The 25045-nt window shown below is 42.9% G+C and carries 26 protein-coding genes and 2 tRNA genes; 16 read left to right on the top strand and 12 right to left on the bottom strand.

Annotated elements, in window-relative coordinates:
* Positions 1–108: 108 nt before the first annotated feature.
* Positions 109–182, bottom strand: a tRNA-Arg gene (locus tag SOI83_RS04625).
* A gap of 89 nt (positions 183–271) precedes the next feature.
* On the opposite strand from SOI83_RS04625, the gene SOI83_RS04620 reads away from it, so the two are divergent.
* From SOI83_RS04620 to SOI83_RS04610, 3 genes are read left to right on the top strand one after another with little or no spacing between them, the layout of a single operon-like run.
* Positions 272–529 carry a hypothetical protein gene (locus SOI83_RS04620; protein WP_320677499.1) on the top strand — a complete coding sequence of 86 codons (258 nt, stop codon included), beginning with the start codon at positions 272–274 and terminating at the stop codon, positions 527–529.
* A gap of 24 nt (positions 530–553) precedes the next feature.
* Complete coding sequence (locus tag SOI83_RS04615) at positions 554–844, top strand: DUF3181 family protein (RefSeq protein ID WP_320677498.1); 291 nt, start codon at positions 554–556, stop codon at positions 842–844.
* Between the two features lie 27 nt (positions 845–871).
* Positions 872–1135 (top strand): cytochrome-c oxidase, encoded by a 264-nt coding sequence (locus tag SOI83_RS04610; protein WP_320677497.1) that lies wholly within the window; start codon positions 872–874, stop codon positions 1133–1135.
* Here the strand turns inward: SOI83_RS04610 and murJ are convergent.
* The gene (gene murJ / locus SOI83_RS04605; protein WP_320677496.1) at positions 1122–2729 is read right to left on the bottom strand and encodes a murein biosynthesis integral membrane protein MurJ; all 1608 of its coding nucleotides are present in this window, start codon (positions 2727–2729) and stop codon (positions 1122–1124) included. The two genes, SOI83_RS04610 and murJ, sit on opposite strands and share 14 nt — an antisense overlap.
* Positions 2730–2813: 84 nt before the next feature.
* Here murJ and sfsA point away from each other — a divergent pair, with 84 nt between their 5' ends.
* The 4 genes from sfsA to SOI83_RS04585 all read left to right on the top strand — a co-directional run bounded on the left by sfsA (position 2814) and on the right by SOI83_RS04585 (position 7204).
* On the top strand, positions 2814–3569 hold the full coding sequence (sfsA, locus tag SOI83_RS04600) for a DNA/RNA nuclease SfsA (RefSeq protein ID WP_320677494.1): 756 nt from the start codon (positions 2814–2816) through the stop codon (positions 3567–3569).
* Positions 3570–3725: 156 nt separating this feature from the next.
* Positions 3726–5189, top strand: coding sequence for an ammonium transporter (locus SOI83_RS04595; protein WP_320677493.1), 1464 nt, complete (start codon positions 3726–3728; stop codon positions 5187–5189).
* Between the two features lie 103 nt (positions 5190–5292).
* Positions 5293–6489 (top strand): 4-hydroxy-3-methylbut-2-enyl diphosphate reductase, encoded by a 1197-nt coding sequence (locus SOI83_RS04590; protein ID WP_320677492.1) that lies wholly within the window; start codon positions 5293–5295, stop codon positions 6487–6489.
* Positions 6490–6619: 130 nt separating this feature from the next.
* Positions 6620–7204 (top strand): DoxX family protein, encoded by a 585-nt coding sequence (locus SOI83_RS04585; protein WP_320677491.1) that lies wholly within the window; start codon positions 6620–6622, stop codon positions 7202–7204.
* An 88-nt stretch (positions 7205–7292) separates the two neighbouring features.
* Here SOI83_RS04585 and purH read toward each other — a convergent pair whose 3' ends face one another.
* Positions 7293–8852 (bottom strand): bifunctional phosphoribosylaminoimidazolecarboxamide formyltransferase/IMP cyclohydrolase, encoded by a 1560-nt coding sequence (purH, locus tag SOI83_RS04580; protein ID WP_320677640.1) that lies wholly within the window; start codon positions 8850–8852, stop codon positions 7293–7295.
* Between the two features lie 61 nt (positions 8853–8913).
* Between purH and SOI83_RS04575 the strand changes: the two genes are divergently transcribed.
* A complete protein-coding gene (locus SOI83_RS04575; protein ID WP_320677489.1) occupies positions 8914–9522 on the top strand; it encodes an esterase in 609 nt (202 codons plus the stop codon).
* 21 nt (positions 9523–9543) lie between these two features.
* Here SOI83_RS04575 and SOI83_RS04570 read toward each other — a convergent pair whose 3' ends face one another.
* The gene (locus tag SOI83_RS04570) at positions 9544–9912 is read right to left on the bottom strand and encodes a DUF3155 domain-containing protein (RefSeq protein WP_320677487.1); all 369 of its coding nucleotides are present in this window, start codon (positions 9910–9912) and stop codon (positions 9544–9546) included.
* A 377-nt stretch (positions 9913–10289) separates the two neighbouring features.
* Between SOI83_RS04570 and SOI83_RS04565 the strand changes: the two genes are divergently transcribed.
* Entirely contained in the window at positions 10290–11426 is a 1137-nt protein-coding gene (locus SOI83_RS04565) for a HAMP domain-containing sensor histidine kinase (protein ID WP_320677485.1), read from the top strand.
* Here the strand turns inward: SOI83_RS04565 and cobS are convergent.
* Positions 11395–12159 (bottom strand): adenosylcobinamide-GDP ribazoletransferase, encoded by a 765-nt coding sequence (gene cobS / locus SOI83_RS04560; protein WP_320677484.1) that lies wholly within the window; start codon positions 12157–12159, stop codon positions 11395–11397. The genes SOI83_RS04565 and cobS overlap by 32 nt on opposite strands.
* Positions 12160–12229: 70 nt before the next feature.
* Between cobS and tgt the strand changes: the two genes are divergently transcribed.
* Both tgt and SOI83_RS04550 read left to right on the top strand, forming a co-directional pair.
* Entirely contained in the window at positions 12230–13348 is a 1119-nt protein-coding gene (gene tgt / locus SOI83_RS04555; protein ID WP_320677483.1) for a tRNA guanosine(34) transglycosylase Tgt, read from the top strand.
* A 30-nt stretch (positions 13349–13378) separates the two neighbouring features.
* Entirely contained in the window at positions 13379–13522 is a 144-nt protein-coding gene (locus SOI83_RS04550) for a photosystem II reaction center protein K (RefSeq protein WP_320677480.1), read from the top strand.
* A 153-nt stretch (positions 13523–13675) separates the two neighbouring features.
* On the opposite strand, the gene SOI83_RS04545 is transcribed toward SOI83_RS04550, so the two are convergent.
* The 3 genes from SOI83_RS04545 to SOI83_RS04535 form a co-directional block, all read right to left on the bottom strand.
* Complete coding sequence (locus SOI83_RS04545) at positions 13676–14680, bottom strand: Gfo/Idh/MocA family oxidoreductase (protein WP_320677478.1); 1005 nt, start codon at positions 14678–14680, stop codon at positions 13676–13678.
* A 5-nt stretch (positions 14681–14685) separates the two neighbouring features.
* On the bottom strand, positions 14686–15999 hold the full coding sequence (locus SOI83_RS04540; protein WP_320677476.1) for a hemolysin family protein: 1314 nt from the start codon (positions 15997–15999) through the stop codon (positions 14686–14688).
* 13 nt (positions 16000–16012) lie between these two features.
* A tRNA-Ile gene (locus SOI83_RS04535) sits at positions 16013–16085 on the bottom strand.
* Between the two features lie 111 nt (positions 16086–16196).
* Here SOI83_RS04535 and pyrE point away from each other — a divergent pair.
* On the top strand, positions 16197–16781 hold the full coding sequence (gene pyrE / locus SOI83_RS04530; protein WP_320677474.1) for an orotate phosphoribosyltransferase: 585 nt from the start codon (positions 16197–16199) through the stop codon (positions 16779–16781).
* On the top strand, positions 16778–17632 hold the full coding sequence (locus SOI83_RS04525; RefSeq protein WP_320677473.1) for a tRNA-modifying protein YgfZ: 855 nt from the start codon (positions 16778–16780) through the stop codon (positions 17630–17632). The genes pyrE and SOI83_RS04525 overlap by 4 nt, the downstream gene beginning before the upstream one ends.
* Here SOI83_RS04525 and SOI83_RS04520 read toward each other — a convergent pair.
* Positions 17607–19115 carry a TM0106 family RecB-like putative nuclease gene (locus SOI83_RS04520; RefSeq protein WP_320677471.1) on the bottom strand — a complete coding sequence of 503 codons (1509 nt, stop codon included), beginning with the start codon at positions 19113–19115 and terminating at the stop codon, positions 17607–17609. The genes SOI83_RS04525 and SOI83_RS04520 overlap by 26 nt on opposite strands.
* 52 nt (positions 19116–19167) lie before the next feature.
* Between SOI83_RS04520 and SOI83_RS04515 the strand changes: the two genes are divergently transcribed.
* Positions 19168–20631, top strand: coding sequence for a phosphoglucomutase/phosphomannomutase family protein (locus SOI83_RS04515; protein ID WP_320677468.1), 1464 nt, complete (start codon positions 19168–19170; stop codon positions 20629–20631).
* Positions 20628–21230, top strand: coding sequence for an RdgB/HAM1 family non-canonical purine NTP pyrophosphatase (gene rdgB / locus SOI83_RS04510; protein WP_320677466.1), 603 nt, complete (start codon positions 20628–20630; stop codon positions 21228–21230). The genes SOI83_RS04515 and rdgB overlap by 4 nt, the downstream gene beginning before the upstream one ends.
* 70 nt (positions 21231–21300) lie before the next feature.
* On the opposite strand, the gene SOI83_RS04505 is transcribed toward rdgB, so the two are convergent.
* The 3 genes from SOI83_RS04505 to fabI all read right to left on the bottom strand — a co-directional run bounded on the left by SOI83_RS04505 (position 21301) and on the right by fabI (position 24287).
* Positions 21301–22758 carry a carotenoid oxygenase family protein gene (locus tag SOI83_RS04505; protein WP_320677464.1) on the bottom strand — a complete coding sequence of 486 codons (1458 nt, stop codon included), beginning with the start codon at positions 22756–22758 and terminating at the stop codon, positions 21301–21303.
* A gap of 112 nt (positions 22759–22870) precedes the next feature.
* Positions 22871–23491, bottom strand: coding sequence for an imidazoleglycerol-phosphate dehydratase HisB (gene hisB / locus SOI83_RS04500; protein WP_320677462.1), 621 nt, complete (start codon positions 23489–23491; stop codon positions 22871–22873).
* 13 nt (positions 23492–23504) lie between these two features.
* The gene (gene fabI / locus SOI83_RS04495) at positions 23505–24287 is read right to left on the bottom strand and encodes an enoyl-ACP reductase FabI (RefSeq protein ID WP_320677460.1); all 783 of its coding nucleotides are present in this window, start codon (positions 24285–24287) and stop codon (positions 23505–23507) included.
* A gap of 125 nt (positions 24288–24412) precedes the next feature.
* Between fabI and SOI83_RS04490 the strand changes: the two genes are divergently transcribed.
* On the top strand, positions 24413–25036 hold the full coding sequence (locus tag SOI83_RS04490; RefSeq protein WP_320677458.1) for a thioredoxin family protein: 624 nt from the start codon (positions 24413–24415) through the stop codon (positions 25034–25036).
* Positions 25037–25045 lie beyond the last annotated feature (9 nt).

Raw genomic sequence — 25045 nt, 5'->3', positions numbered from 1 at the left:
GTTTGAGGATCGTAGTCATAGGTGCTTAGTTATTCATTTTTAAATTGCTCTGGTGGTTTGACTTCAAAACACTATGCAAAAAAAAACTGCCCTTAGGGCAGTTGAAAACGCGCCTGGAGAGATTCGAACTCCCGACCCTCTGATCCGTAGTCAGATGCTCTAATCCGCTGAGCTACAGGCGCATGTAAGAATTCATAAGACACTATTACAGGGCCTTTCGTCAACCGACTATGGTTTTCCAAGCCACAATTGAAGAGTTTTAGAGCGAAACATGCCTATTCGTTGGTACGGCTCAGGGGATCCTAACGATCCTCTCTATAAGCATTTTTCCAGAATTGTTAACCTGACCCTTCATGCGATGGCATTCGCTGCGGTTAATAGTGGACTTTGGTTTTGGCAACAGATCAGACACCCTTGGGGACATCTGAATTGGTTTACTGAGATTTGGCTTCTCGTGCTCATGCTTAATTTGCTTTTTGTTGTCAGGGAAAGACCTCGTGAGGAAAAATCTGTGTTGAGTAAAGACTGAATTCGTTTCTTCGTTAATGGTTTTATGACTCTCAACAAAAATCAGTTAAGAGAACTGCAGATAGCTATTGCTGATCGAATTTATATTCAGGTCTCGAAATGGCATCTTTATCTCGGAGATGCTGGCATCGCAGAGGACTTGGCAATCGAATGTTCCGCCAAGCTTGACCAAGGAGCTAGTGCTGCTGCTCGTTGTGGCTTGGAGTCAGTACAGGTGTCATTGGCTGGAGGAAGTCTTCGTTTGCCCCTAGCTCGATTGATTCCTCCTTCTCAGATTATTGACTTAGAAGAGATTTTGGACCCTTACTGCCGATAAGGTTGCAATTGAAATAGGGGGGTTATTTTGCTGATAATCGAGGTCACCAATGCGCGAGAGGTTGTTCGAGAGCGCATAGGGCGTTTAGGAGAAAGGCTTTTTGGCAAGGTCGTAGATGCTGAAGCGCAGGTTGAGAAGGCCTTGATTCAGGAGATGGAAACAGCTTTTCAAGAATTTGGGATAGAAGCTCGGATTATTTCTGTACAAGGCGCCGAACTGGTTGGGCGCCAAGGCATTGAAGTAGCACTACAAATTAGAGAAGATCGAGCAGTAAGACTCAAAAATGAGTAATTCTTCTTCGTAGAACAAGCAAGATTTCTTTTGCTTGTTCTACTCCCAGCGAACTCGTTATGAGGCCAAATGCGCCCAGGGCGATTAAGGAAGATAGACATACTTTGAAAGTGAGTCCAAAAGTGTTGTCTGGCCACTGAACTCCTATTTTTAGAGAAAAAGCTATTAGTCCTGATAATCCCCCTGCAAGAAGTATTTTGTATGTATCAGATATCCACTCTTTAATAGGTAGACCATCTAATTTCTTATTTAGAACCCATATTAGCCCTATTGAGGTAATCAGATTTATCGCACTTGTTGCGAAGACAAGACCTGGAGCTCCAAAGTTGAAAGAGAGTTGGTTGCCCCATGGAGTAGGCCCTCCAACCAAAAGCCAGTCAAAAATTATATTCAGAATTATTCCTGTGATTGAGAAATTTAGAGGAATTCTTGCATCCCCAAGGGCATAAAATATTCTTACTAACAAGTCTCTAACTAAGTAGGCTGGCATACCTATACCGTAGGCTATTAAAAGAGCACTTACAATTTTCGAGGCATTGCTGTCGAAAGCTCCCCTTTCATAGATTAAGGTTACTATTGGTGTGCTCATAACAATTAAGATTGTTGCTAGAGCAACCATGCTAGTTATCGAAAGCATTAGGCCCTGGCTAATTCTTTTTATTAACATAGGCTTGTCTAGTTTATTATTTAGCTTGGCGAATGTAGGCAGCAGAGGAATTATTAAACTATTAGAAATAAGTCCTAATGGCGTTTGGATTAGTAATGTTGCGTATCCAAGGCCTGCTGCGGCTAGAGGTATTCCAGATGCAAAAAATAGATCGGTAAAAACGTTTATTTGCAGCATGCCTGATGAAAGTGTCGCAGGCCCCATGATTTTTAGTACGTCTCTAACAGCAGGGTTTTGCCAATCCCAGACAAATTTTATTTGAATTAAGTTTTCTTTAATTAATGAAGGTATTTGAAGAGTCCATTGGAGGAAGGCCCCTGCTGAAGAAGAAAGTGCGAGTACTAGTCCGCCAAGTAGTGCATAATCTGGCGTGCCAATCTCTTGGCCTATCTGTAATCTTAGAAGGCCAATTCCGCTAATAATTGCAATGCTTGATATTAGTGGTGATATCGCAGGAACCCAGAATTTCTCTGCGGCATTTAAAGAGCCGAAGCCAAGTCCAATAAGTCCAGAAAAAATGGCTATTGGGGACATGAGCTTAAGTTGAATAACTGCTATTTTGTGAATCTCAGGGTTTAAGCCTGGCGCTAACAGAGTGATAAGAGGATCGGCTGCTAAAACTAGAAAGATTGCTGTTAAGCATAGTGTTGAACTAACTAAAGTAATAAGTGCTGCCATTACATGGCTTCGTTCTTGTTTTGGCAGTCTGCTAAGCACAGAAACCATGGCATTGTGGAAAGGACCATTGATCCCACCCAGAAGAATTAGTAGAAAACCAGGTAGAACATATGAATAGTTGTAAGCCTCATAGGCTGCGCCTACCCCAAAAGCATTAGCTATCACTAGTTGCCTGAACAATCCTCCTGCTTTGCTTAGGAGAGTCCCAAAAGTAACTATTAGAGCTATTTGCTTAAGAGGGCTTCCCATTCTTCTCCAAAGGGTGGTTTAACGAATGTCTGTTCACTCTCTATTTACTAGAGGATCTCTCAACGTCGCAATGGATGGAGACTCATGGAAAGCAAGACAGTTTTGAAGTTTCCTGCTCTTAAAGAAGGCACTTTGCTCAGAAGATATAAACGTTTTTTGGCTGATATTGAATTTGATGATGGTGAAAAGGTGACTGCACATTGCGCCAATACTGGTCCAATGACTGGTGTTCTTTTGCCTGGAGGTCGAGTAAGGCTTAGACATGTGAACAATCCGGCTCGCAAGTTGGCCTGGACATGGGAGCAGGCCAAAGTGCCAAGTCTTGATGGTGGTTTTAGTTGGGTAGGAATCAACACAGCACTACCAAATACTCTGGTTCGCTTGGCAATAGAAGCTGGTTTTCTAGACGACTCTCTTGGGCAGATAGAAACAATTCGACGAGAAGTGCCCTATGGCCTGAATCGTCGTAGCAGGATTGACTTGTTATTGACTCCTGCTCGCGATTCGAAGGATTCAAAGAAAATCTATGTAGAGGTTAAGAACACAACTTGGGCTGATGGTTCCTTGGCTTTGTTTCCTGACTCTGTTACACAGAGAGGCCAAAAGCACTTAGAGGAACTCATGGGGGTAGTTCTAGGAAGCTCCAGAGGTGTATTGATCCCATGCCTTAGCCGCATTGATGTAAAGGAGTTTGCACCTGGAGATAGTGCAGATCCTGTTTATGGGAGGTTGTTTCGTAAGGCTTTAAAGACAGGGGTTGAGGTTGTTCCGTGTTGTTTTGGTTTTCATAGAGAAAAGATCACCTGGGAGGGAGTAAAACCGCTTAAGGAAGGGATATAAAGCTTTACGTACGAATATATAAATTTTTAACTGCCTCTTTATCGTTTGGTATCAACCGCAACTTGATAAATCCTTGGGATTCATCATTTTAACGTTGTTAATTAGCTAGAAATTTACTTCTAGATTTCTAGTCTTATCTAAAGGCTTCACTTTTTTATGACTACTGCACTGCATTCGTCTGGTAGGCGGCGCACTGCTTCCCTCCAAGAGGCAAGTCTCTTGGAGGGGCCAATGCTCCTTCTTCGCAGCATTCGTGGCTTCAGCTCTCATCGCTCCTTGATGTGGCTTGCCTGTGTTCCTATTGCACTATTTGGTTTAGGCCTTTTCAATCTCTCAGCGCATGCAGCTGAGATGCCTGAACTAAATGCTGCATTCTTGGCTAACAACCTTTGGCTTCTGGTTGCAACCATCTTGGTCATTTTCATGAATGCCGGATTCGCAATGGTTGAAGCAGGGATGTGCCGTCAAAAGAATGCGGTAAATATTCTTGCTAAAAACCTCTTTGTTTTTGCTTTAGCGGTAACCGCATATTGGTTTGTTGGCTATTCCTTGATGTATGGAGATGCAGTAGCGGCAGGTTGGCTCTATTTCAATGGGTTGTTTTTTGATCCTGCTGTTACGCCTGAATTAATTGGTGAAGCAGGTCTAGTCCCCACAGTTGATTTCCTCTTTCAGGCAGCCTTTGCAGGTACAGCGGCAACCATCGTTTCTGGATTGGTTGCTGAGCGCGTGAAGTTCGGAGAATTTGTAGTTTTTTCCTTGGTTTTGACTGCATTCATCTATCCAATTGCTGGTAGTTGGCAGTGGAACGGCGGATGGTTGAGTGAACTTGGGTTCATTGATTTTGCAGGTTCTTCAATTGTGCATTCAGTTGGAGCTTGGGCTGGTTTGGTAGGAGCAATGCTTCTTGGTCCACGTCTCGGCAAGTTTGTGAATGGAAAGGCGCAAGCGATGCCAGGCCACAACATGGCAATTGCGACTCTTGGAGCACTTGTTTTGTGGATTGGTTGGTATGGCTTTAATCCTGGATCCCAACTTGCTATGGATCAATGGGTACCTTATGTAGCCGTTACAACCACCCTTGCAGCTGCAGGCGGTGCAATTGGTGCAACAGTTGTGTCAACAGTGACCTCCGGCAAGCCTGATCTAACAATGATCATTAATGGCATTTTGGCTGGCTTGGTTAGTGTCACCGCAGGTTGTGGCAACCTCACCATGACAGGCGCTTGGGTAGCTGGTTTGGTAGGTGGAATTATCGTAGTTTTCTCTGTTTCTTGGTTGGATTCATTGGGGATTGATGATCCGGTTGGAGCGTTCTCAGTTCACGGAGTATGTGGAATTTGGGGAACTCTTGTAGTAGGCCTTTGGGGCTTTGATGTTCAAGGTGATGGTTCAGCATTGGGACTATTTGTTGGAGGAGGCTTTAGCCAACTCTGGATTCAGTTTGTTGGATGTGCTGCTTATGCAATTTGGACAGTTGTTACTTGTTGGATTGCCTGGCAAATCATTGGAAGTTGCTTTGGTGGCATCCGAGTAAGTGAGCAAGAAGAGATTGCTGGCCTTGATATTGGCGAGCACGGTATGGAGGCATACCCTGATTTCGCTTCTGCTGCAAACTGAGATTATTTACTTTTTTGAAAGGCCTGGCTTAATGCCAGGCTTTTTTTTTGGCTTTTTATCGATTGGCGCATAGAGTCGCGTTACACAGTTCTATGTCATTTATATGGATACCCAGGCTTTTAAACGTTCTCTGCATCATTCGGATCGATATAACAGAAGAGGGTTCGGCAGAGCGAAGGAAGTCGCTGGAAGCCTTGAGCAGGCTTACCAAAGCACTTTGATTGGTTCTATTCGAGATAACGGTTATGTACTGCAACATGGCCGTTTGAGAGTGAAATTGGCGGAGGCATTTGGGTTTTGTTGGGGAGTAGAACGAGCTGTTGCGATGGCATATGAAACAAGACGTCATTACCCGAAAGAGCGTATTTGGATTACGAATGAGATCATTCATAACCCTTCTGTTAATGATCATCTTCGCAGCATGAATGTTCTTTTTATTTCTGCGGAAGGTGGAGTAAAAGACTTTTCAGGTGTTAGTGAAGGAGATGTGGTTATTCTTCCTGCCTTTGGTGCAACAGTTCAAGAGATGCAGCTTTTACATGAGCGCGGTTGCCACATTATTGACACTACATGTCCCTGGGTTTCTAAAGTTTGGCACACAGTAGAAAAACATAAGAAACATACCTTTACTTCTATTATTCATGGAAAAGTAAAACATGAGGAAACCTTGGCTACCAGCTCATTTGCTGGTACTTATTTAGTTGTTCTTGATCTTGAAGAAGCGCAATATGTTGCTGAATATATTTTGGGTCGTGGTGATAGAGCTGCTTTTATTGAACGTTTTGCTAAGGCCTGTTCACCTGGCTTTGATCCTGATAAGGATTTGCAAAGACTGGGTGTAGCTAATCAAACAACTATGTTGAAAAGTGAAACAGAAGAAATTGGTCGTTTGTTTGAGCTCACAATGCTTGAGAGATATGGCCCTCAGGCTTTGAATGAACATTTTCTTGCTTTTAATACAATTTGCGATGCAACTGAAGAAAGGCAAGATGCAATGTTTTCCTTAGTAGATGAACCACTGGACCTACTTGTAGTAATAGGAGGCTTTAACTCATCAAATACTACTCATTTACAAGAAATTGCCATTAGCAGAGGTATTCGCTCTTTTCATATAGATACTCCAGAGAGAATTGCTGACAACAATTCCATTACACATAAACCTTTGGGTGAGGACCTCGTCACTGAAGATAATTTCCTTCCATCAGGTGAGGTTAATGTTGGAATAACCTCTGGCGCATCAACTCCTGATCAGGTTGTAGAGCATGTAATTCAGAAACTTATGAAGTTAAGTGATGCCTAGTAATTAGCCACTTTGAATTAGAGGTTTTGAGTTTTTCAATTTTTTGGTTTCTTATTCATCGTTTTTGCATTAGGAATAGGTGGATTTGCAACGTGCATACCTAAAATGAGTTTCCAAAGATCTAGTTGCGATGTCTGAATCTGGTGTTCCACAGCCTGAAGCTCCACAGCCTGAAGGGACTAGTACACCTCAGCTAAATCGCTCGTCTGCTCCTCAGCGAGTCGAAGTGGTTGTAGAGAGTCCATCAGCTTCTAATGAGGTCAATATCCTGGCAGAGCTGGCCATTTTTGTTTTGCGAGTTGGGGTAAGCGTGATGATGATTCATCACGGTTTAGAGAAGTTCCACGACCCAGAAGGATTTTCAGAGTTTGTAGTCGGCAAATATTTTGGTTTCCTGCCTGGGGATCCGGTAGTTTGGACATTTATTGCAGCTGCCACCCAAGTAATTTGTCCAATAGGTCTTGCTCTTGGTTTTTTTGCAAGAATTTCTGCTTTAGGCCTTTTGTCAACAATGCTTTTTGCTATCCCATTTCATTTGCTTGATACAGGTCTAGAGGGTTTCCCATTTGCCGTAGTTGAAAATCATAATTATGCATTTGAATTATCTGCAGTATATGCAGCTATATTTTTCTATTTTGTATGTGCTGGGCCTGGGAGGCTTTCAGCCTTTAGAAAGACTAATAAAATAACTTATTACCCTCAGACAAAATCATAGTAGGTTGAATTAAATTGTTTTAAATGTGGAATGTAGCTTTTTAGACATAAAGAATTTACTGCTCCCCATTTTCTTCTCTAAATTCAATTTAGTGAAGAAAATGTCTCTTTCCGGTAAATATCATGGAAATATCTAGATCGTTGCAAGTTTCTATCGACTCATTGTCTCGAACGCTACCTCCTGGTTGAATTATTGCTGTGATTCCATGCTCAGATGCCAGGCGAACTGTATCATTAAATGGTAAGAAGCCATCGCTTGCTAATACTGCACCTTTTGCTTTTTCCTTAGCAGCTTTAAGGGCTAAATATGCAGCGCCAACTCTATTCATTTGCCCTGCCCCAATCCCTAAGCTTTGGCCATTAGAGGCTACAACGATAGCGTTTGAACGAACGTGCCTTGCAATTTTCCAGGCAAATTTTAGGTCTTCTTCTTCATGCCTACTTGGCGCTCTTTTAGTCACTAAGCTCCAGGTTTCTGGTTGAATTTCATCGTTATCAAGCTCTTGTACCAACACTCCTCCAAGGATGCTTCGTACGTAAGTATTGCTGGACTTTCTAATTGCATTTGATGTGAGTTCTAATAAACGTAGATTTTTTTTGCCCTTAAGAAGCCTCATGGCTTCTTTGGAAAAACTTGGTGCTACGACACATTCAAGGAAAAGACTTTGTATGACTTCGGCCGTTTTGGAGTCGACCTCTTGATTAATAGCAACTATGCCGCCAAAGGCACTAATAGGATCTGCTTCTAAGGCTTTAGACATTGCCTTGGAAGTATTTTCGCTGATTGCAACGCCACAGGGATTGGTGTGTTTTATTACTACTGCAGCTGGGCTAATAGAGGGCCTTTGTTTGTCCTTTTCATACCCAAACTCCATGACAGTGGATAGAGCTGCTTCTAGATCTAGGAGATTGTTTGTGCTTAGTTCTTTCCCTTGTAATTGAGTGGCACCACCCCAGCCTTCGTTGGTGTTGCTGTACCAAGCAGCAGTTTGATGTGGGTTCTCCCCATATCGCAAACTCTGCTTAAGAGGAAATGCTTGTAGCCACGACGAGTTCTGTTTATTACTCTTGAGTTTTTGGGCTAACCAATTACTTATAGCAATGTCGTAAGAGGCAGTATGCTGAAAGGCTTCTAGAGCTAGTTTCTTTCTCATTTCACTGGTAATTCCATCTTTTAAAGCATTAATGAATGGTTCATATTGTGTTGGACTAGTCAACACTGAAACATGTGCATTGTTTTTAGCTGCTGCTCTAACCATTGCAGGACCTCCAATATCTATATTTTCAATAGCATTCTCCCAGTTGACATTTGGATCTTTTATTGTTTCTTCAAATGGATAGAGATTTACTATTACTAAGTCAATTGGAGCAATGTTTTGTTCAGAAAGGTCTTTTTGATGATTTGGATCATCCCTTTTTGCAAGTATGCCTCCATGGACCTTTGGATGGAGGGTTTTTACACGTCCCTGAAGAATTTCTGGTGCTTCAGTGTGTTCGGCGACTCGAGTTACTTCAAGACCAGCTTCTTCTAGTACTTTTGCGGTCCCACCGCTTGATAACAGTTGAAACCCATAGTCCTGACTTAGAGCTATGGCGAGAGGAACTAACCCTTGTTTGTTGGAAACGCTCAGTAATGCTATTCGTGGCATGGTGGAGGGGACAAGACGAAACCTTTGAGCCAACCTAAGCACTAGGTATCTAAATAATTGCGTGAAAGATCAATTGCTTCAGTATCACAATGATCGAGCCACTCACCGACTTGTTCTGTTGCATGGTTGGGGTGCCGATGCGACCGACCTAATAAGCATTGGTAAGGAGCTTTTAGAACCTCAACCAGTTGAATTTGAGTTAGCAGCCCTTAATGCCCCGGAATCTCATCCTCAGGGGGTTGGACTTCAATGGTATGGCTTGTTCCCTTCAGATTGGCAGGCAGTTCCTATCGCCGTTAGTGATTTAAAGAAACGTCTTGAAGAACTTGTAACCCCTGAGATTCCTTTGGAGAAAACTTTCTTGTTGGGATTTTCTCAAGGCGGTGCAATGGCCTTAGCCGCTGGGTGCGAACTACCGCTGATGGGAATTATTGGTTGTAGTGCATATCCACACCCAGGATGGGAGCCACCTCATGGATGTCCATCTGTTCTTCTTTTGCATGGGAGGGAAGATGACGTAGTCCCTTTCTCTGCATCAAAGCATTTACTCAAGATGTTGAGTAAATGCTCCAGGAGTGTTGAACTGATTGATTTTGGAGGCGGGCACTGCATCCCGGTGAATTTAATACCTTCGATTCAATTGGCATTGACCAATTGGTTGAAGGAATAAGTCCTGGTAAGGATGTTTTGTTTATACAAAGGCGTATTCGTATTCTTCAATTTCTTCCCAGTCATCAGCTGTTAGTTCCAATCCCTGGAACATGTTGTCTTCGCCAATGGAGTCAACGATGATTCTCAATGATGGGAAGAGGAAATGGTTCTCCTCGGCATATTGAGCGCTGAACAAACCTTTCTCACCCCAGAAAAAACGATCAGTCGTGTGTTCATTGCGGCGAACATTGAGAATTGCGGGAGAGCGGAGACCTGCCTCGGCGATAAATCTCCTTGCTGCGGTTACAGGCTTATGTTCGCCAGTCTCAAGGTGAAAGGTTGGAACATGGGCTAGAACCCTTTGACCAGCCAGGCGTCTACGGCTGATGCGCTTGCGCTTCTTAGACATTCAAGGAAACTCCTAGTTGGGAGTGCGATCGGGATAAGGACTGAAGTCGAATGGATCTTCGGGAGGCTTGGCTCGCTTGGAATATGCGAGTTAGTTAAATCCCGATAGGTCGTTGAGAAACAAGTGATCACAGCAAGGCTGAGGCCCTATAAGCTCAACTCGTTTAGCCGATCGTTGATCGGCTTAAGACAGGGGACTTGTCTACCTCTGCTGTAGCTTTGGTTGCATCATTTGTGCAACTTTTGCTTTGTCGATGCTGAGCTTGGGCCTGTCTGGACAAGCTTCTTGCTTTTCGATGAGAATATCTTAAGACTTTTTTCGTATTTTTCAAGACTTGATCTCTCCTCCTTCCTCGTTTCACAAGCAAACTATTTGCCATGCAGCTGTCTGACCGATTTTTGAATCTGGTTCAGCAACAGCTGAGTTCTTTCGAGTCTGAAGCAACGCTTGAAAGAATTGTGGTTTATGTGGCCGAGACCAAAGGTGTTCAGGCGCCAAACCTTCAGGCGGTTGGAGAATGGCCTTTTGGTGAGAAGGGATTGCTCCCTGTTGAAGCAGATAGAGAGTTAAGGAAGCCTTCCGAAAACCGTCGTTGGTATCCCCTTAAGGAAGGTTCAATGTTGATTGGTGTGCTTAGGGCGGAACAAAAACGATCCTCTTCTAGTTGGAACGATTCACTTGACCAACGTTTGCAGACTCTCGCAGGTGTACTTACACATTGCTTGATTCTGGAAATGGAACAATTGAGATTGCTGCAGGAGTTAGATACACAGCGAGAAAAGATTGGTGTGATGGTCCACCAATTAAGAAATCCATTGGCAGCCTTAAGAACATATGCCGAACTTTTGCTGAAAAGAATTGGCCCAGAAAGTAGAAATAGAGATTTGGTTAAAGGCCTATTAAGTGAGCAGGATCAATTAAACCAATATGTATCTGCTTTAGATCAAATAAGTCAACGACGACTTTATGAATATCAAGAATCCCCAGAGGCTTTGTTGCTGCCACCACTTTTGCCAGAGGTGTCTGGAATGAGCATTAGGAAACTGTTATCACCTTTGTTGGAACGAAGTAAAGCAACAGCGACTTTACAAGGTAGAGATTGGTTTGGCCCTTTGTCTTGGCCTTATTGGTCCGAAGAATGTTGCCACGCCAGCTATGGAGTTGTTGCAGAAATTGTTGCAAACCTGCTTGAAAATGCGTTTCGTTATAGCGAGCCTAATGTCTCTATTGGACTTTCTTTTTTAGAGGATGGATTATGTGTCTGGGATGGTGGGGGGACAATACCTCTTGAGGAAAGGGAAATTATTTTTAATAGGGGTATTCGAGGTACTAAAAGTGTTGATAAAACTGGCAGTGGAATCGGACTTGACTTGGCTAGCAAACTTGCTCATGAGATTGGAGGGTCGTTGGAATTAATTTGCCCCCCTATACAGATTGATAAATCTCTGCCATCTTTTGGGAATGCATTTGTCTTACGCTTTTCTATATCAAGAATGCAAGCAAAAGAAGAATAGATGTTTCTACAAGAACAGTAGATGCTCCATAGGAATCCCCCGTGTGTCCATTAAGCTTTTTACCTAAAAGAGTTGGGATTAACAAGCAAGGGATGATTCCTAGGCCAAACCCAATACTTAGTTTAAGTGCTATTTCGCTTTTTATGCATAGGATTATTGTAAATAATGCTATGCTGAGTAATATTGCTGGGATTGAATCTTGAAACCCTCGGCAGTAGTAACTGTGAAATGATGAATAGCTTTTTTCTCTAAGATATGGAAAATTTGCTATTGCATATATTGGAGCACACCTTGACCAGAAGCAGGCTATTGGTATTGCGTAAATAGCCATTGAATCCAATTCTATTAATGCACTAAGTTGTAGCAGCGTTATTAATAGAAGTGTTTGTATTCCAGTAGCACCAATTCGACTATCTTTCATTGCTTCCAAACAGCGCTTTTCCCCTGCAGCAATTCCATCTGCTGTATCCATTAGACCATCAACATGGAGCCCCCCTGTGAGAAATATTCCCAATGAAAATACAGCCATTGCTTTTGCTGTGATATCCCAACTAAGGGAGTTGAGAATTTGCCAAAGGCTTGATTGTAAAAGACCAAGAATTATTCCTATTAAGGGTGCAAATCTTGCAATTCTCTCAAACCTTGGCTTGGGGCATGGCCAGGGAGGGAGAATTGAATAAAAGATCCAAGCTCCAGCCAGGTCTTGAATCCATCTAGGTGTATAAATTCTCACTAGAGTTTAGAAAGTAAATTCAGGCTATACATGAAGGCGTTTGTTTTTGTGCAAATTTTGATTGAAGCTTGTGTTTGATTTTCAGATCAAGGCTAGTTGTTCAAAGACCAAAGCAAGAATTGGTTCTTTTGAAACTCCACATGGAGTGGTGATGACTCCTCGCTTTATGCCCGTGGGGACCCTGGGAACAGTGAAAGGGGTAACTCCATCGCAATTAGCTGGTACTGGTGCTCAAATGGTTTTGGCCAATACTTTTCATTTGCATTTGCAGCCTGGCGAGGAAGTGATTGCTAATGCAGGTGGACTCCATAGCTTTATGGGATGGGACGGCCCGATCCTTACTGATTCAGGTGGTTTTCAGGTTTTTAGTCTTGCGGATCTCAATAAAATTGATGATCACGGTGTTTCTTTTAGGAACCCACGTAATGGAAGTCAAATTGAACTCACCCCGGAAAAGGCGATTGAAATTCAGATGTCATTAGGCGCTGATGTCGTAATGGCTTTTGATCAATGCCCCCCATATCCCTCAACTCAGAATGATGTGGAAGAAGCTTGTAGAAGAACTAATAATTGGCTTGAAAGATGTGTGAAGGTTCACTCGCGGAAAGACCAAGCTTTGTTCGGGATAGTTCAAGGCGGATGCTTTCCTAGCCTGAGAGAGTTGAGTGCTAAACAAATTTGCAGTTTTGATTTGCCAGGCATTGCCATTGGCGGGGTGAGTGTTGGCGAGCCTGTTGAAGATATGCACAGAATTGTGAAGCAAGTTTTGCCTCTTCTTCCAGAGGACCGGCCGCGATATCTCATGGGTATAGGAACCCTTCCAGAAATGGCTTTAGCCGTTGCTAATGGAATAGACCTTTTTGATTGTGTTTTGCCGACACGTTTAGGGCGTCATGGAACGGCATTAGTGGCTGGGGAAAGGTGGAATTTAAGAAATGCTCGTTTTCGTAACGACCACCGGCCATTAGATAAAAGTTGTTTTTGTGAAGCTTGTAAACATCATTCGAGGGCTTATTTGCACCATTTGATTCGTAGTGATGAGCTATTAGGACTGAGTTTGTTGAGTATTCACAACATTAGTCATCTCATCAGATTTACTTCAGCAATGGCAAAAGCTATTGCTGAAGGTTGTTTTTCAGAGGATTTCGCTCCCTGGAATACCGACTCACCAGCTCGTCACACGTGGTAGCGTCCTTAAAACGTCCATTAATTCTCAGGGATGGCAGCATTGACACTTGACTTGTTGGCTCAACTTCCAGAGGCATACCAGGCCTTTGCTCCCACCGTGGATGTGTTGCCCCTCATCCCACTGTTCTTTTTCCTACTTGTGTTTGTGTGGCAAGCAGCAGTTGGCTTTAGATAAAGCATCTGCTGAAGAGAAGTTCCTTCGCAACACTCTCTTTTAAGCCAACCATCAGGTACGACAAGTAATTGGTGATCCTGATCCAGCAAAAAACATCCCTTTATTAAAGGGTTGTTTTTTGCTGGATAGCTGTTTTGAAGCTGACCACTTTGGTCAAATTGATTCGTTTAATTCAATTCCTTGTCCAGGCTTTTCTACGGCATGTTCTATTAGATCAGCGAGTCTTAGAGCTCTGGAAGCCTGCTGTCCATCTACAGCTGGCTTTTCTCTACCACGAACACATTGAAGGAAATGCTCTAGTTCTGCATATAGAGGCTCAATTGAAGTGGTACTTACTTCCTCAATAAAACCATCATTGCGATAAAGCAATTCCCCATGATCAGCTGAATACCATTCGTGGGCTCTCCGGTGAATATGAAGGTTGTGATTTAAAAAGTCTGTTTCTACAAGACTTCCCCGGCAATGTGCACTTAGGCTTCTTATTTTTCTATGACTCATTTTGCTGGCAGTCAGACTGGCAACCACTCCATTGCTGAAACCAAGGGTTGCATTGACATAGTCAATGGGGCCTGCGGAGCTGCGCCCTCCAGCTGCTGCTAGACGAACAACTGGTGCATTTGCAAGTTCCAGAACTAGGTCGATATCGTGAATCATTAGATCAAGAACTACTGAAACATCATTTGCTCGTTCCGCATGAGGGCTATGTCGACGTGCTTCTAATACCACCACTTCTTCATTGGCCACGACTTTGATGAGTTCACGAAATGCAGGGTTAAATCGTTCTATATGCCCTACTTGTAGAAGTCTGCCTGCTTTATTGGCTGCTGAGATGAGCGCGGATGCTTCATCTTGACTAGCTGCAATGGGTTTTTCAATTAATACGTGAAGGCCTGACTGAAGGCAGGCCAACCCGACTTGATGGTGAAGAAGTGTTGGGACTGCAATACATACTGCTTCGACTTCTTTCAGCAAATTGTGATAGTCGTTGAACCACTGGCATCCAAATTGTTCAGTGGCTAGTGATCCACGTTCTTGGTCTGGATCTGCAACGCCAACTAATTCTGCATCTTTAAGCAAGCTAAGGACTCGAGCGTGATGCCAGCCCATATTGCCTATGCCAATTACCCCGACCTTCACCGGAACCATTGGGTCGGTCATAGAGGTCATGCTTGTTCGGAGTTGATTATCGTTGATGAGTCGTCTTCAGTATTGTAATTAGGCGCTATTAGTCTTACTTGGCTAATTCTGGGCCCTTTCATTTCGGCCACTTCAAATAAGAGACTTTGGTATTTCAGTTGTTCTCCTACCGAAGGTATGTGTTGAAAATTCTCTAGCAGGAAGCCAGCAAGAGTGTGATGATTTTCGGCCTCAGGTAACTCTAAGTTTAGCTGTCGGTTTAGTTCAATTATTTCAAGTTCTCCAGCTGCAAGCCATTCCTCGGGTTTCCCGTCGATTTGTTGCAGTTCGGGTTCTTTCTTTTCGGCTTGTATTTCATCACCAACAATTTGCCCAGTTAAGTCTGCAGCAGTTACAAGCCCTTCGGTTCCGCCATGTTCATCAACTACTAAAAGTAAGGGTTGGCCGCTTTTAATTATTGGTAAGAGCTCTGCAAGAGTGCTTGTCTCAAGGACTCTTCGGGCGGCTAGGAGATATGGAGCGAGAGGCGTATCTGCTTGCATAGCACCTCTAGAGATGGGTTCAGCAAGCTCTCGTAAATCAATGACTCCCCTCACATCATCAAGGGAGCTGCCGATTACTAGAAAGCGAGCATGGCGAGTTTTGTGAACGGCTTTCATCAATTCAGAAAAGGTAACTTCTAAGGGGAGGGTCACCATGCCTGATCTGGGGACCATTACTTCCCTTACTTGGGTATCTCTTAGTGCAAAAACTCCTTCCAAAATGTTGCGTTCATCTGGTTTTAAGCCTGTTACCCCACCAGTCTCAATAAGTGTCTCTAGTTCTTCTGCTGATAAGGCTGGTACTAGTGAATCCCATTTTGTGGTTAGGCCAAGAAGGCGTAGAAAAAGGGATGTAACAGATTCTAGAAACCCAAGTAGAGGCGCTAGAGATCTCATTACGGCTTCAATTAAGGGGGCAAGTCTTAATGCGGATGTTTCTGGCCGGTTTAAAACCAAAGCTTTTGGGAGGAGCCCCGAAAGAAACGTCGCGAGCAGAACAAGAGTGATAAAGAGGCAAATGTCCCAAAATTGACTTGATATTTGGTTCGCTTGCCAAAGGTCTTTGGAGAGTCTCCGCCCAGTCCAGCCCAAAGCAATTAATGCAAGGCTTACGCCTAGTTGGGAAACCATTAGAGCTTTCCTTAGGCGCCTTTGAAGACGATGAATGGCTACTGCACCGGGCTTACCTTCCTCAACCAGTCTTTGAACCCGACTAGGTCGCAATCTGAGTAAGGCAACCTCTCCAGCAGCAAAGAAGGCTGGTAGTGCGATGAGAGCTGCGAGAACCAGGAGTTGCATTAAAGATCTTGAATGGGGGTCGCGAGGATCGAACTCGCCTTAGGCGAATTATGAGTTCGCTGCATTCACCAGATTGCTAGACCCCCTTTGAATGGTCTTGTTAATGGTCTTTGTTCTGAGGTAAGACCTTTGCAGGAATAATACGTACAGACTATGAAAACCAAACTAGTTAATGCCCTTTTGATACGCCAGCCCCGATGAGCTCTTTCACACCAACTCCGCAGAACTATTTAGATGAGCTTCTTACTCTTCTCGCAAGAAATGCCTATAAACATGGTGACTTCACCTTGGCTTCAGGCCGAAAGAGCAATCATTACGTTAATTGCAAGCCTGTAAGCCTTAGTGGCAAGGGCTTGATGCTTGTCAGTCAAGCGATGTTGTCTCACGTAGAAGATGATGCAGTTGCGGTGGCAGGCCTAACTCTTGGAGCAGACCCCTTGGTAAGTGGTGTGGCTATGACTGCTTATCAGAAAGACCGTTCACTTGATGCTTTGATTGTTAGAAAAGAGGCCAAAGGTCATGGCACATCAGCTTGGCTTGAAGGGCCCTTGCCACCGATAGGTTCAAAAATCACGGTTTTGGAGGATGTTGTGACAAGTGGAGGCTCTTCCTTAAAAGCAGTAAAACAACTCAGGAACCTTGGTTATGAAATTTCTAGAGTTGTCGCGATCGTAGATCGTCAAGAAGGTGGGTTTGAAGCAATGATTGCATCCGAGCTTCAACTTGAAAGTTTATTTCTTTTGTCAGATGTTGTGTCTCGTTTTAGAGAGATTTCGATATGAATCATTCTGAGAATAGTCTTATTTGGGATATCTCTAGACCTCTATTGAGGTTAGAGGGGGCTGGAATTAGACAGTTTTTGCATGGTCAGACAACTGCGAACTTTTTTTTGGATAGAGACAAAACATTTTATAGAAGTTGTTGGCTTACCCCTACTGGCTTTGTAAGAGCCTTGCTAGAGATCCGGTTGACTGAGAAGGCCGCTGATATTCTTATTTTAGAGGGAGATATTGATGAATTAAAAAAGTATTTTGAAGAGATTATATTCCCAGCCGATCAGGTCAGTATTGAATCGGTTGTAACAATTAGGAGACTACAGGTAATGAGAACTTTATGGGTAGATTCATCTTCAGACTTGATTTGGCTCTACCCTGAGGATGATTTACCAGATGATTTGTCAAAGTTTCAGTTTGCAAGCCCTTATCAGTTTGAATTATGGAGACTTAAAGCTGGCTTCCCTTCTTGCCTTGGAGAGATTAACGGTAAAACTAATCCTTTTGAGTTAGGCCTAACTGATTGGGTAAGTCTGGATAAAGGCTGTTATCTCGGTCAGGAAACATTGGCTAAATTGACAGTAAATAATGGTGTTAAACAACAGCTACGCTTTTGGAGATCTTCAAAGCAAATAGAGATTGGGGATTATTTCTTGGCTGCTGATAGCTCCATGAAAAAACCTGAGAGAATAGGCCTAGTCACTTCTAAAATGAAGGAATTAAACTCTGAATATAGTGTTGGGTTGGCTTTGATTAGAAGAAAATGGTTTGATGCTAACTCATTCCCTTCTAATCAACCTTCAGAAATTGTGAATTTAAGTATTCCACTTTGCTCTATTTTTTTGGATTATCATATTTAATAGTTTTTTGATTGCTATGACGATCCATTTCTAATAGCCATTCCGCAACAGTCCAAGTGGCTAAGCAATCATCCTTGTTGTATTCGAAAATCCATTCCAAAATATATGATTTTTCTCGCTTAATTAAGCTCAAGTTTTTCCATTGACGCCACCATAGAAGCGCACGTGCCCCATCTGCGCCATCTTTACTCCAGCGAAACCCTAGCCATGCGGCAACTGTTTTAAGAGTATAGCTATTAAGTGGGAGGAGCCATTTCCTTCGAACTCTTTTGTGTATATCAACTAGGCGTTTGTGTAGCAAATCAAGTTCTATTTTTGATGCATGGTTATGCTTTGCTATTGAATTGATGGCAAGCAACTCTGTGTCTCCATAGTGCAATATTGGCCAATCTGGATGGCGCATAATTAATGAATTAATCTTTTCCCAGGCAATTTTCTTGCCTTGCTTTTTTGCTAAAAGTAGTGGATGGTAGGTTGCCCCTTCTGGATCCAAATCTCCGTTTAAATTGCGGTGTACTTCTAGAAAGCCATGGAGAAAATCTTCCCGAGCATCAGGATCAGACTCTATGTCATAAACTAATACACCTTCTGCTTTTACCAGCTCAGGGATTGAGCTTGAGGAGCTTAATCTTTCTATCTTCTTAGCTTTTTGTGCTTTGGCTTGTGCAACAAGTTCACTCGCAACTTTTACGTGTTGATTACCAAAACTTTCCAGTTTTAATGATAACTCCTGAGGGTCAGTTTCTGCTAACTCAGAGAGATTACTGATCCCAAGCTCTAGAAGCATTTGTCTGCGCCGACTACCAACTCCACTGACTTCAGATAGATGACCAGTTGCCGCAGCCTCGATATTGCAAAAGCTTCGCCATGAACATAATGTGCATTTTCGTCTGTCAGTAGTTAGAGGAGGCGGAGTTGGTTTATTGATATCGAGTGAAAGTTTTTCTAGCGACTCAAATAATTGATTAAGTAAACTACTTTTAAGGATAATTTTGTTTCGTTGTAGTTCTTTTCTGTTTAAATTAATAGCCATACCTTCCTTAACATCTTTGCTCTGTATTTGCCCGAGTAAAAATCCAGAAATAGCTAAAACAAGACGATGCTCTCGTGTTATTCGACGACCTTGACGAGGTAGGACAGGTCTGTATTCGAATTTCCCCCATTTACTAGACCCTTCAATTCTTTGAAGCACTGGAGGATGTGCCTCGAGTGGATTGCCTTGGGGCGTTTCTCCTTTGAGCCTAAGCCCTACTACATTTTTTGCGCCCCTTGCACATGCTTCTAGACCTCTTTCTGGTTTCTCTGTAAGAAAAAGCAATGCCAGACTTTTTTGTTGGTTGTCTAGTTCAAGCGCTCGATGGGCTACCCATGTCTTTTGACTCTTGTCCCCATTTATGTCTAACCAGCTTTTTCTTCGGCATTTCACCCAGCTTCTTAGCAGGCGATCAGTTAGAACATTTTTTTGAAGAGATATCTCATCCATGACCAACGTTAAGGTGCTTGGTTGTTAGATCTTGATTACATCTTTATTTTCCATGCTGCCCACCTCTTTACCACTCCTTCCAACTCCTATTCGTTTTGGGACTGATGGGTGGAGGGGGATCTTAGGGGTTGATATAACGCTTGAAAGGTTTTTGGTTGTAGCTGCTGCCGCTGCAGAGGAGTTGGCATATCGCGCACCTAAATATTGCAAAAGCAAGACAATCATTATTGGCTATGACAGAAGGTTCTTAGCGAGAGAATTTGCTGAGGTTGTTGCTGCTGCAGTAAGCGCATGTGAGTTGGATCCATTACTTAGTGAAACAGTTGTCCCCACCCCAGCATGTAGTTGGTCTGTTGTGCAAAGAAAGGCTTTGGGTGCATTAGTAGTAACTGCTAGTCACAACCCTCCTCATTGGTTGGGACTGAAAATTAAAGGACCATTTGGAGGGTCAGTAGAAGGTGATTTCACTAAAGCGGTTGAACTAAGGCTTTCTACCGGAGTAGTTCGGCATCCGTCTGTGGTGAAGATCAAAAGTTTTGATTGCAGACAAGAACATCTTGATGGGTTGAAAAAGAAATTTGATATTTCTCGATTGGCTCAAGGCTTGGAGGCAATGAATTTAAAAGTAATAGTTGATCCAATGCATGGTTCTGCGGCGGGATGCATTAGTGATCTCTTTCAAGATAAGGGATCGGATTTAATAGAGGAAATAAGGAACAGTCGTGATCCACTTTTTGGTGGGTATCCACCGGAGCCTTTGGCCCCATATCTCAATGACTTGACTAAAAAGGTTGAGGCATTTAAACATTCAGGGGAGAAAGTCTTAGGATTAGTTTTTGATGGTGATGGTGATCGGATTGCGGCTGTTGATGAAACAGGAAAGTTTTGCAGTACGCAATTATTGATGCCTTTGTTGATTGATCATTTAGCTAGGGTAAAAAATCTTTCGGGCTCTATCATTAAAACTGTTAGTGGTTCCGATTTAATGCGCTTTGTTGGCGAGGGGTTATCTAGAGAAGTTTTTGAAATGCCTGTAGGTTTTAAGTACATAGCCTCTACAATGTTGTCGAGTAATGTACTTATTGGTGGGGAAGAATCAGGAGGGATTGGATTTGGTATTCACTTGCCTGAAAGAGATGCTTTGTTCGCAGCACTTTTAGTATTAGAAGCAATTGTGGAAGGTGGGCAGCCCCTTGGCGAAAGGATTCAAGCGCTTCAAAGAGAGTATGGTGGATCCAGTGAATTCGATAGGATTGACTTGAAACTTGAAAATATGAATAAAAAAAATAAAATTGAGACATTTTTGAAGGAAAACCCTCCGTCTGAAGTTGCTGGTAAAAAAGTAAAAGAGGTAACTAGAGTTGATGGACTTAAATTGCGATTTGGGAATAGTTATTGGTTAATGTTTCGATTCTCTGGGACTGAACCCCTGTTGCGCATCTATTGTGAGGCGCCGACTCCTACAGAAGTGCAAGAAGTTTTGGTTTGGGCTAAAGAATTTGTTCTAAGTTTATGAGTTTAAAATCTTGCCACTATCAAACGCTAGTTGTTGCAAGTAGCAACCCAGGGAAAGTAGAGGAGTTTGTTGATTTTCTTGCTCCATTGCAATTCCAAGTATTAGCTCAACCTGAGGGAATGCAGATTGAAGAACATGGCATAACTTTCGCTGAGAATGCTCGTCTTAAGGCTTTGGAGGTTGCTACTCGCACGGGCTATATGGCGCTTGCTGATGATTCGGGCCTATGTGTTGATGCTTTGGGCGGCGAACCTGGGGTTTACTCTTCTAGATATGCATCTAATGATCAACAGCGAATTGAGAAACTTTTAACTGCTTTAGAAGGTATTAGAGAGAGATCTGCACATTTTAGTTCAGCATTATGTCTTGCGATGCCTCAAAATGAGGTTTTACTTGAAGTAGAAGGCATTTGCAGAGGAGTTATTACTAATGTCCCAAGAGGTGACCACGGATTTGGTTATGACCCAATCTTTGAGGTCCTTGATAAAGGACTTACTTTCGCAGAAATGTCATCAGAGCAAAAACGGGCGTGTGGTCATCGCGGCAAAGCATTTTCTTTATTAGAACCCAAGTTAAAACAATTGGTTATGGCAAAATAAAATAAGTTTAGATATGTACAATACATAAATATTTTTGATTGTTATTTGAGTCTATAAATTAGCTGATATTTTATTGCTCTGTCGACCAGCTTCCATGTAAGCCATGAGGAATAGCGATAGGCAATTCGACCACACTTTGTTCTTTTAGATCACTTGCTTGGAGAATCACAAGATCAGTACCTTGTCGTTTTCCATTCCACACTAAGACAAGAATCCACCCATTATCCTCTTTTTGATTATGTTTAGATGGAACCATTAAAGGCTCACTTACAAAACCTCTAGGTGCTGCACTCCATAGACAACTTGTTCCATCAATTAGGTTAAGCTTTTTAATGCTTTGAAGTGGGGCATTCCCAATTTCTTTTTCAGCTACTGCCATCCAGGCATATTTTGCTGCAATCCCTTGGTAAAAAGGATTTACTACTGCGAACTCACAACATTGCGGGCTTAATATTGAGGAGGAAATTGTTCCATCGGATAGATTTAAATTACATCTTGTGAGCTTACCTTCTGGAATTGAGTTGAAGTCGACTTTGCGAAAGTTTTCTTTTGGTTTGATTGTTGGGAAATCGTTGTAATAAATGCTTTCAATTATTACTTCCCCATCTTTTTCTGATGCATTTAGATGATGAAATACGAAGCCTTCAGGTGCATCAAAGATCTTAGGAGGCTCTCCTGCGAAGGCTCCAGAGTCCCTAGGAATTAGGCAGAATTTTGACTGTTTTCCTTCGCCAGACGATAAGCATTGGGCCGCACCCTTTTGACCTAATAAGAAAGGAAGAGGATTGAAATTGATGGCGTTCTGTAGAAAAATTGCCCAATTAGGAGTAATAGCGAAATCATGTAAAAAAGCAAAGCCATTGAATTGGTCATGACGCTCGCTTAATAGCTGCCCTGCATCAGGCCCTTCAGAGGCGAATTCCATTAACCGAATGGTACTGCTAGGACCTGTTTTTACACCGAAGGTAACCATGCGAGGACTCTCGTGGTGTCCAGGGTCAAAGCGAGGGTGAGCACTAAATGCTTCTCCGGTTTTTAGAGCGTCATTAAGCGTAGATAGTCCAAGAGTTTTAAGGGTGGTTGGATCAAGGGCATAAGGGCCCGCTGCCTCCCACAGAGCTAGTAGTTCATCTCCTAATCGGATTACGTTTGTGTTGGCAATATTCTTAAGTCGAAGATCAAAAGCATTTTTTAAAGCTCCTCCAGGTTTTTGAGTTCCAAAGACACCTCTATAGAGAAATTTGCCAGCTTGTTCTTCTTCCTCCCAGGCAGATGTGCGAACAAATCGATTAGTGAGTTTGATTTTTCCAGCTTTGAAACATAGTGCTGTGATCATGCCGTCACCATCAAAGGGGTGATGGACCCACTGACCATTCCGCTCTAATCGCCCTGGTCCATTTCTATAAAGTGTCCCGTTTAGCTCTTTAGGAATAATTCCTTTAGTTGGAAATACTTCAACATCGGTAAGTTCTTCCTCAACATTCCGATAGGCACTTGCCCAGTCTTCTCTATCAAAGTCTTTAGTCATCTCCATCTCGTTCTGGCTGAGTGTAAGTTTTTTCAAAAGTTGCTTTTTCCAATAGTGCAATCTTTGCTTATTAAGCCTTGAAAGCGTGAGTTTTTTTTTGTATTTATGACTTTTAGATTTGATTGCCTGCTTGCTCAAGTACACCTTTGCTGCTAGGGACTGCGTCCACTCTTCTAGGGTCTTTTTCAATAGCCATGCGAAGAGCTTTGGCAAAAGCTTTAAAACATGCCTCTACAATGTGATGGGAGTTGACACCACTTAGTTGTCGGATATGAAGGGTTAGTCCGCTGTTATTTACAACTGCAATAAAGAATTCTTTAACTAGTTCAGTTTCATAGGTGCCAATTCTTTCTGATGGAATTTCAAGTTCATAGCTGAGGTGCGGTCTCCCCGAGCAATCGAGACTGATTTGAACTAAGGCTTCATCTAGTGGAGCGACAAAATGACCAAAACGATTAATCCCTTTGCGCTCACTTAGCGCTTGAGATAAGGATTGGCCGAGGGCAATGCCAACATCTTCGTTGGTATGGTGATCATCAATATGGATATCACCGGTAGCTTTTACATCTAGGTCGATTAGACCATGGCTGGATAGTTGATGAAGCATGTGATCAAGAAAGGCAATCCCAGTTGAAACTTCGCATTTGCCTGTGCCATCAAGATTTAGACGCACGCTTACATCCGTTTCATTTGTTTTCCGATGGACATCTCCTTGGCGAGAGTTTGAATTCATTTTGTTGGCTTAGTTACATACCATTTATGCAGTAGCCTGCATCTACGTAAATGGTTTGACCTGAAATACCACTGGATAGGTTGCTAAGTAGGAAAGCAGCTGTGTTACCTACTTCAGTTTGGGTGACTGTTCTCCTTAATGGGGCTTTCTCCTCAACGTTGTGGATCATGTCCAGAATTCCACCAATTGCTGAGCTGGCCAAAGTTCTGATTGGTCCAGCGCTAATGGCATTGACTCGAACTTGTTTTTCTGGTCCAAGCTCTGCTGAAAGATAACGGACCGAGGCTTCCAAAGCAGCCTTTGCTACCCCCATGACGTTGTAATTAGGGATAGCTCTTTCTGCCCCTAAATATGTAAGCGTAATGATGCTTGCTCCATCAGTAAAAAGAGGTTTTGCGTGATGACAGAGAGGGGCTAATGAATAGGCACTTATTTCTAGGGCTCTCTTAAATCCTTCAGAGGTAGTAGCACTGTAATCACCTACTAGTTCTTCTTTGCCAGCAAAGGCAAGACAGTGCACCAATCCATCTAATTTCCCCCATTTGCTAGATATCTCAGAGAAGACCATTTCTATTTGAGAATTGTCTTGAACATTCAGTGGAAGAAATAGACTTGGCTGAAGTGGAGAAGTCAAGTCACGGACTTTGGATTCAAACCTTCCTTTGTCGTCAGGAAGGTATGTGATTCCTAACTCTGCCCCCGCGGCTTTTAATTGTTGGGCAATGCCCCATGCAATTGAACGGTTGTTGGCGATACCTGTCACGAGTATCTTTTTGCCACTTAGATCGAGAAGCATCTGAACAAAATACTTAGAACAATGGTGAGGATTCTCTTCTATTGAGATGCAAGGCTTTTATGAAGCTATTTGCATCGCAATGAAGATCGAGTTTTGTACCAGCATGGGGGAGTGATTTTTGAGCCATGGTTGTTACCCCTTCCACAATGTTGCCATTGGGCACCCCTCTTCCGCCATTTGAGTTGAACATGGTTTCTGGTACTAAAGCTTTTCTGGATGGGTACGAAGAGGGTCTGGCGAGTATTTCTGATGTTAGTTTGCGACCAAAACCTCTGCTTTTAATGGTGCTTTGTTCCCATTGCCCTTTTGTAAAGCATATCGAGGATGGACTTACTCAGTTGGATCAGGACTATCGCTTACGAATTCAAATGTTTGCAATAGCTAGTAATAGTTTGATTACTCACCCACAGGATGGGCCAGAACAATTGGCTCATCAGGTAACAAGTCATGCTTGGCACTTCCCTTATTTAGAAGATTCTTCTCAAGACTTTGTCAAGGCTCTAAGGGCGGCCTGTACTCCTGAATTTTTTTTGTTTGCTCCTTCATCAAGAGCAGGAAGACAGACACTGAGATATAGAGGTCAATTTGATGGAAGCCGCCCAGGGAACAAACAACTGGTCACTGGTTGTGATTTGCGAGCTGCAATTGATGCGGTCTTAGAGAACAAGGAGGTTTCTAGTGATCAAAAACCTTCAATTGGGTGCAATATCAAATGGCATCCAGGGCAAGAGCCCCCCTGGTATGGCTAATGCATACTT

The sequence above is a fragment of the Prochlorococcus sp. MIT 1300 genome, assembly GCF_034092375.1.
Lineage (GTDB): Bacteria > Cyanobacteriota > Cyanobacteriia > PCC-6307 > Cyanobiaceae > MIT-1300.
This window is presented reverse-complemented; position numbering and strand designations above follow the sequence as displayed.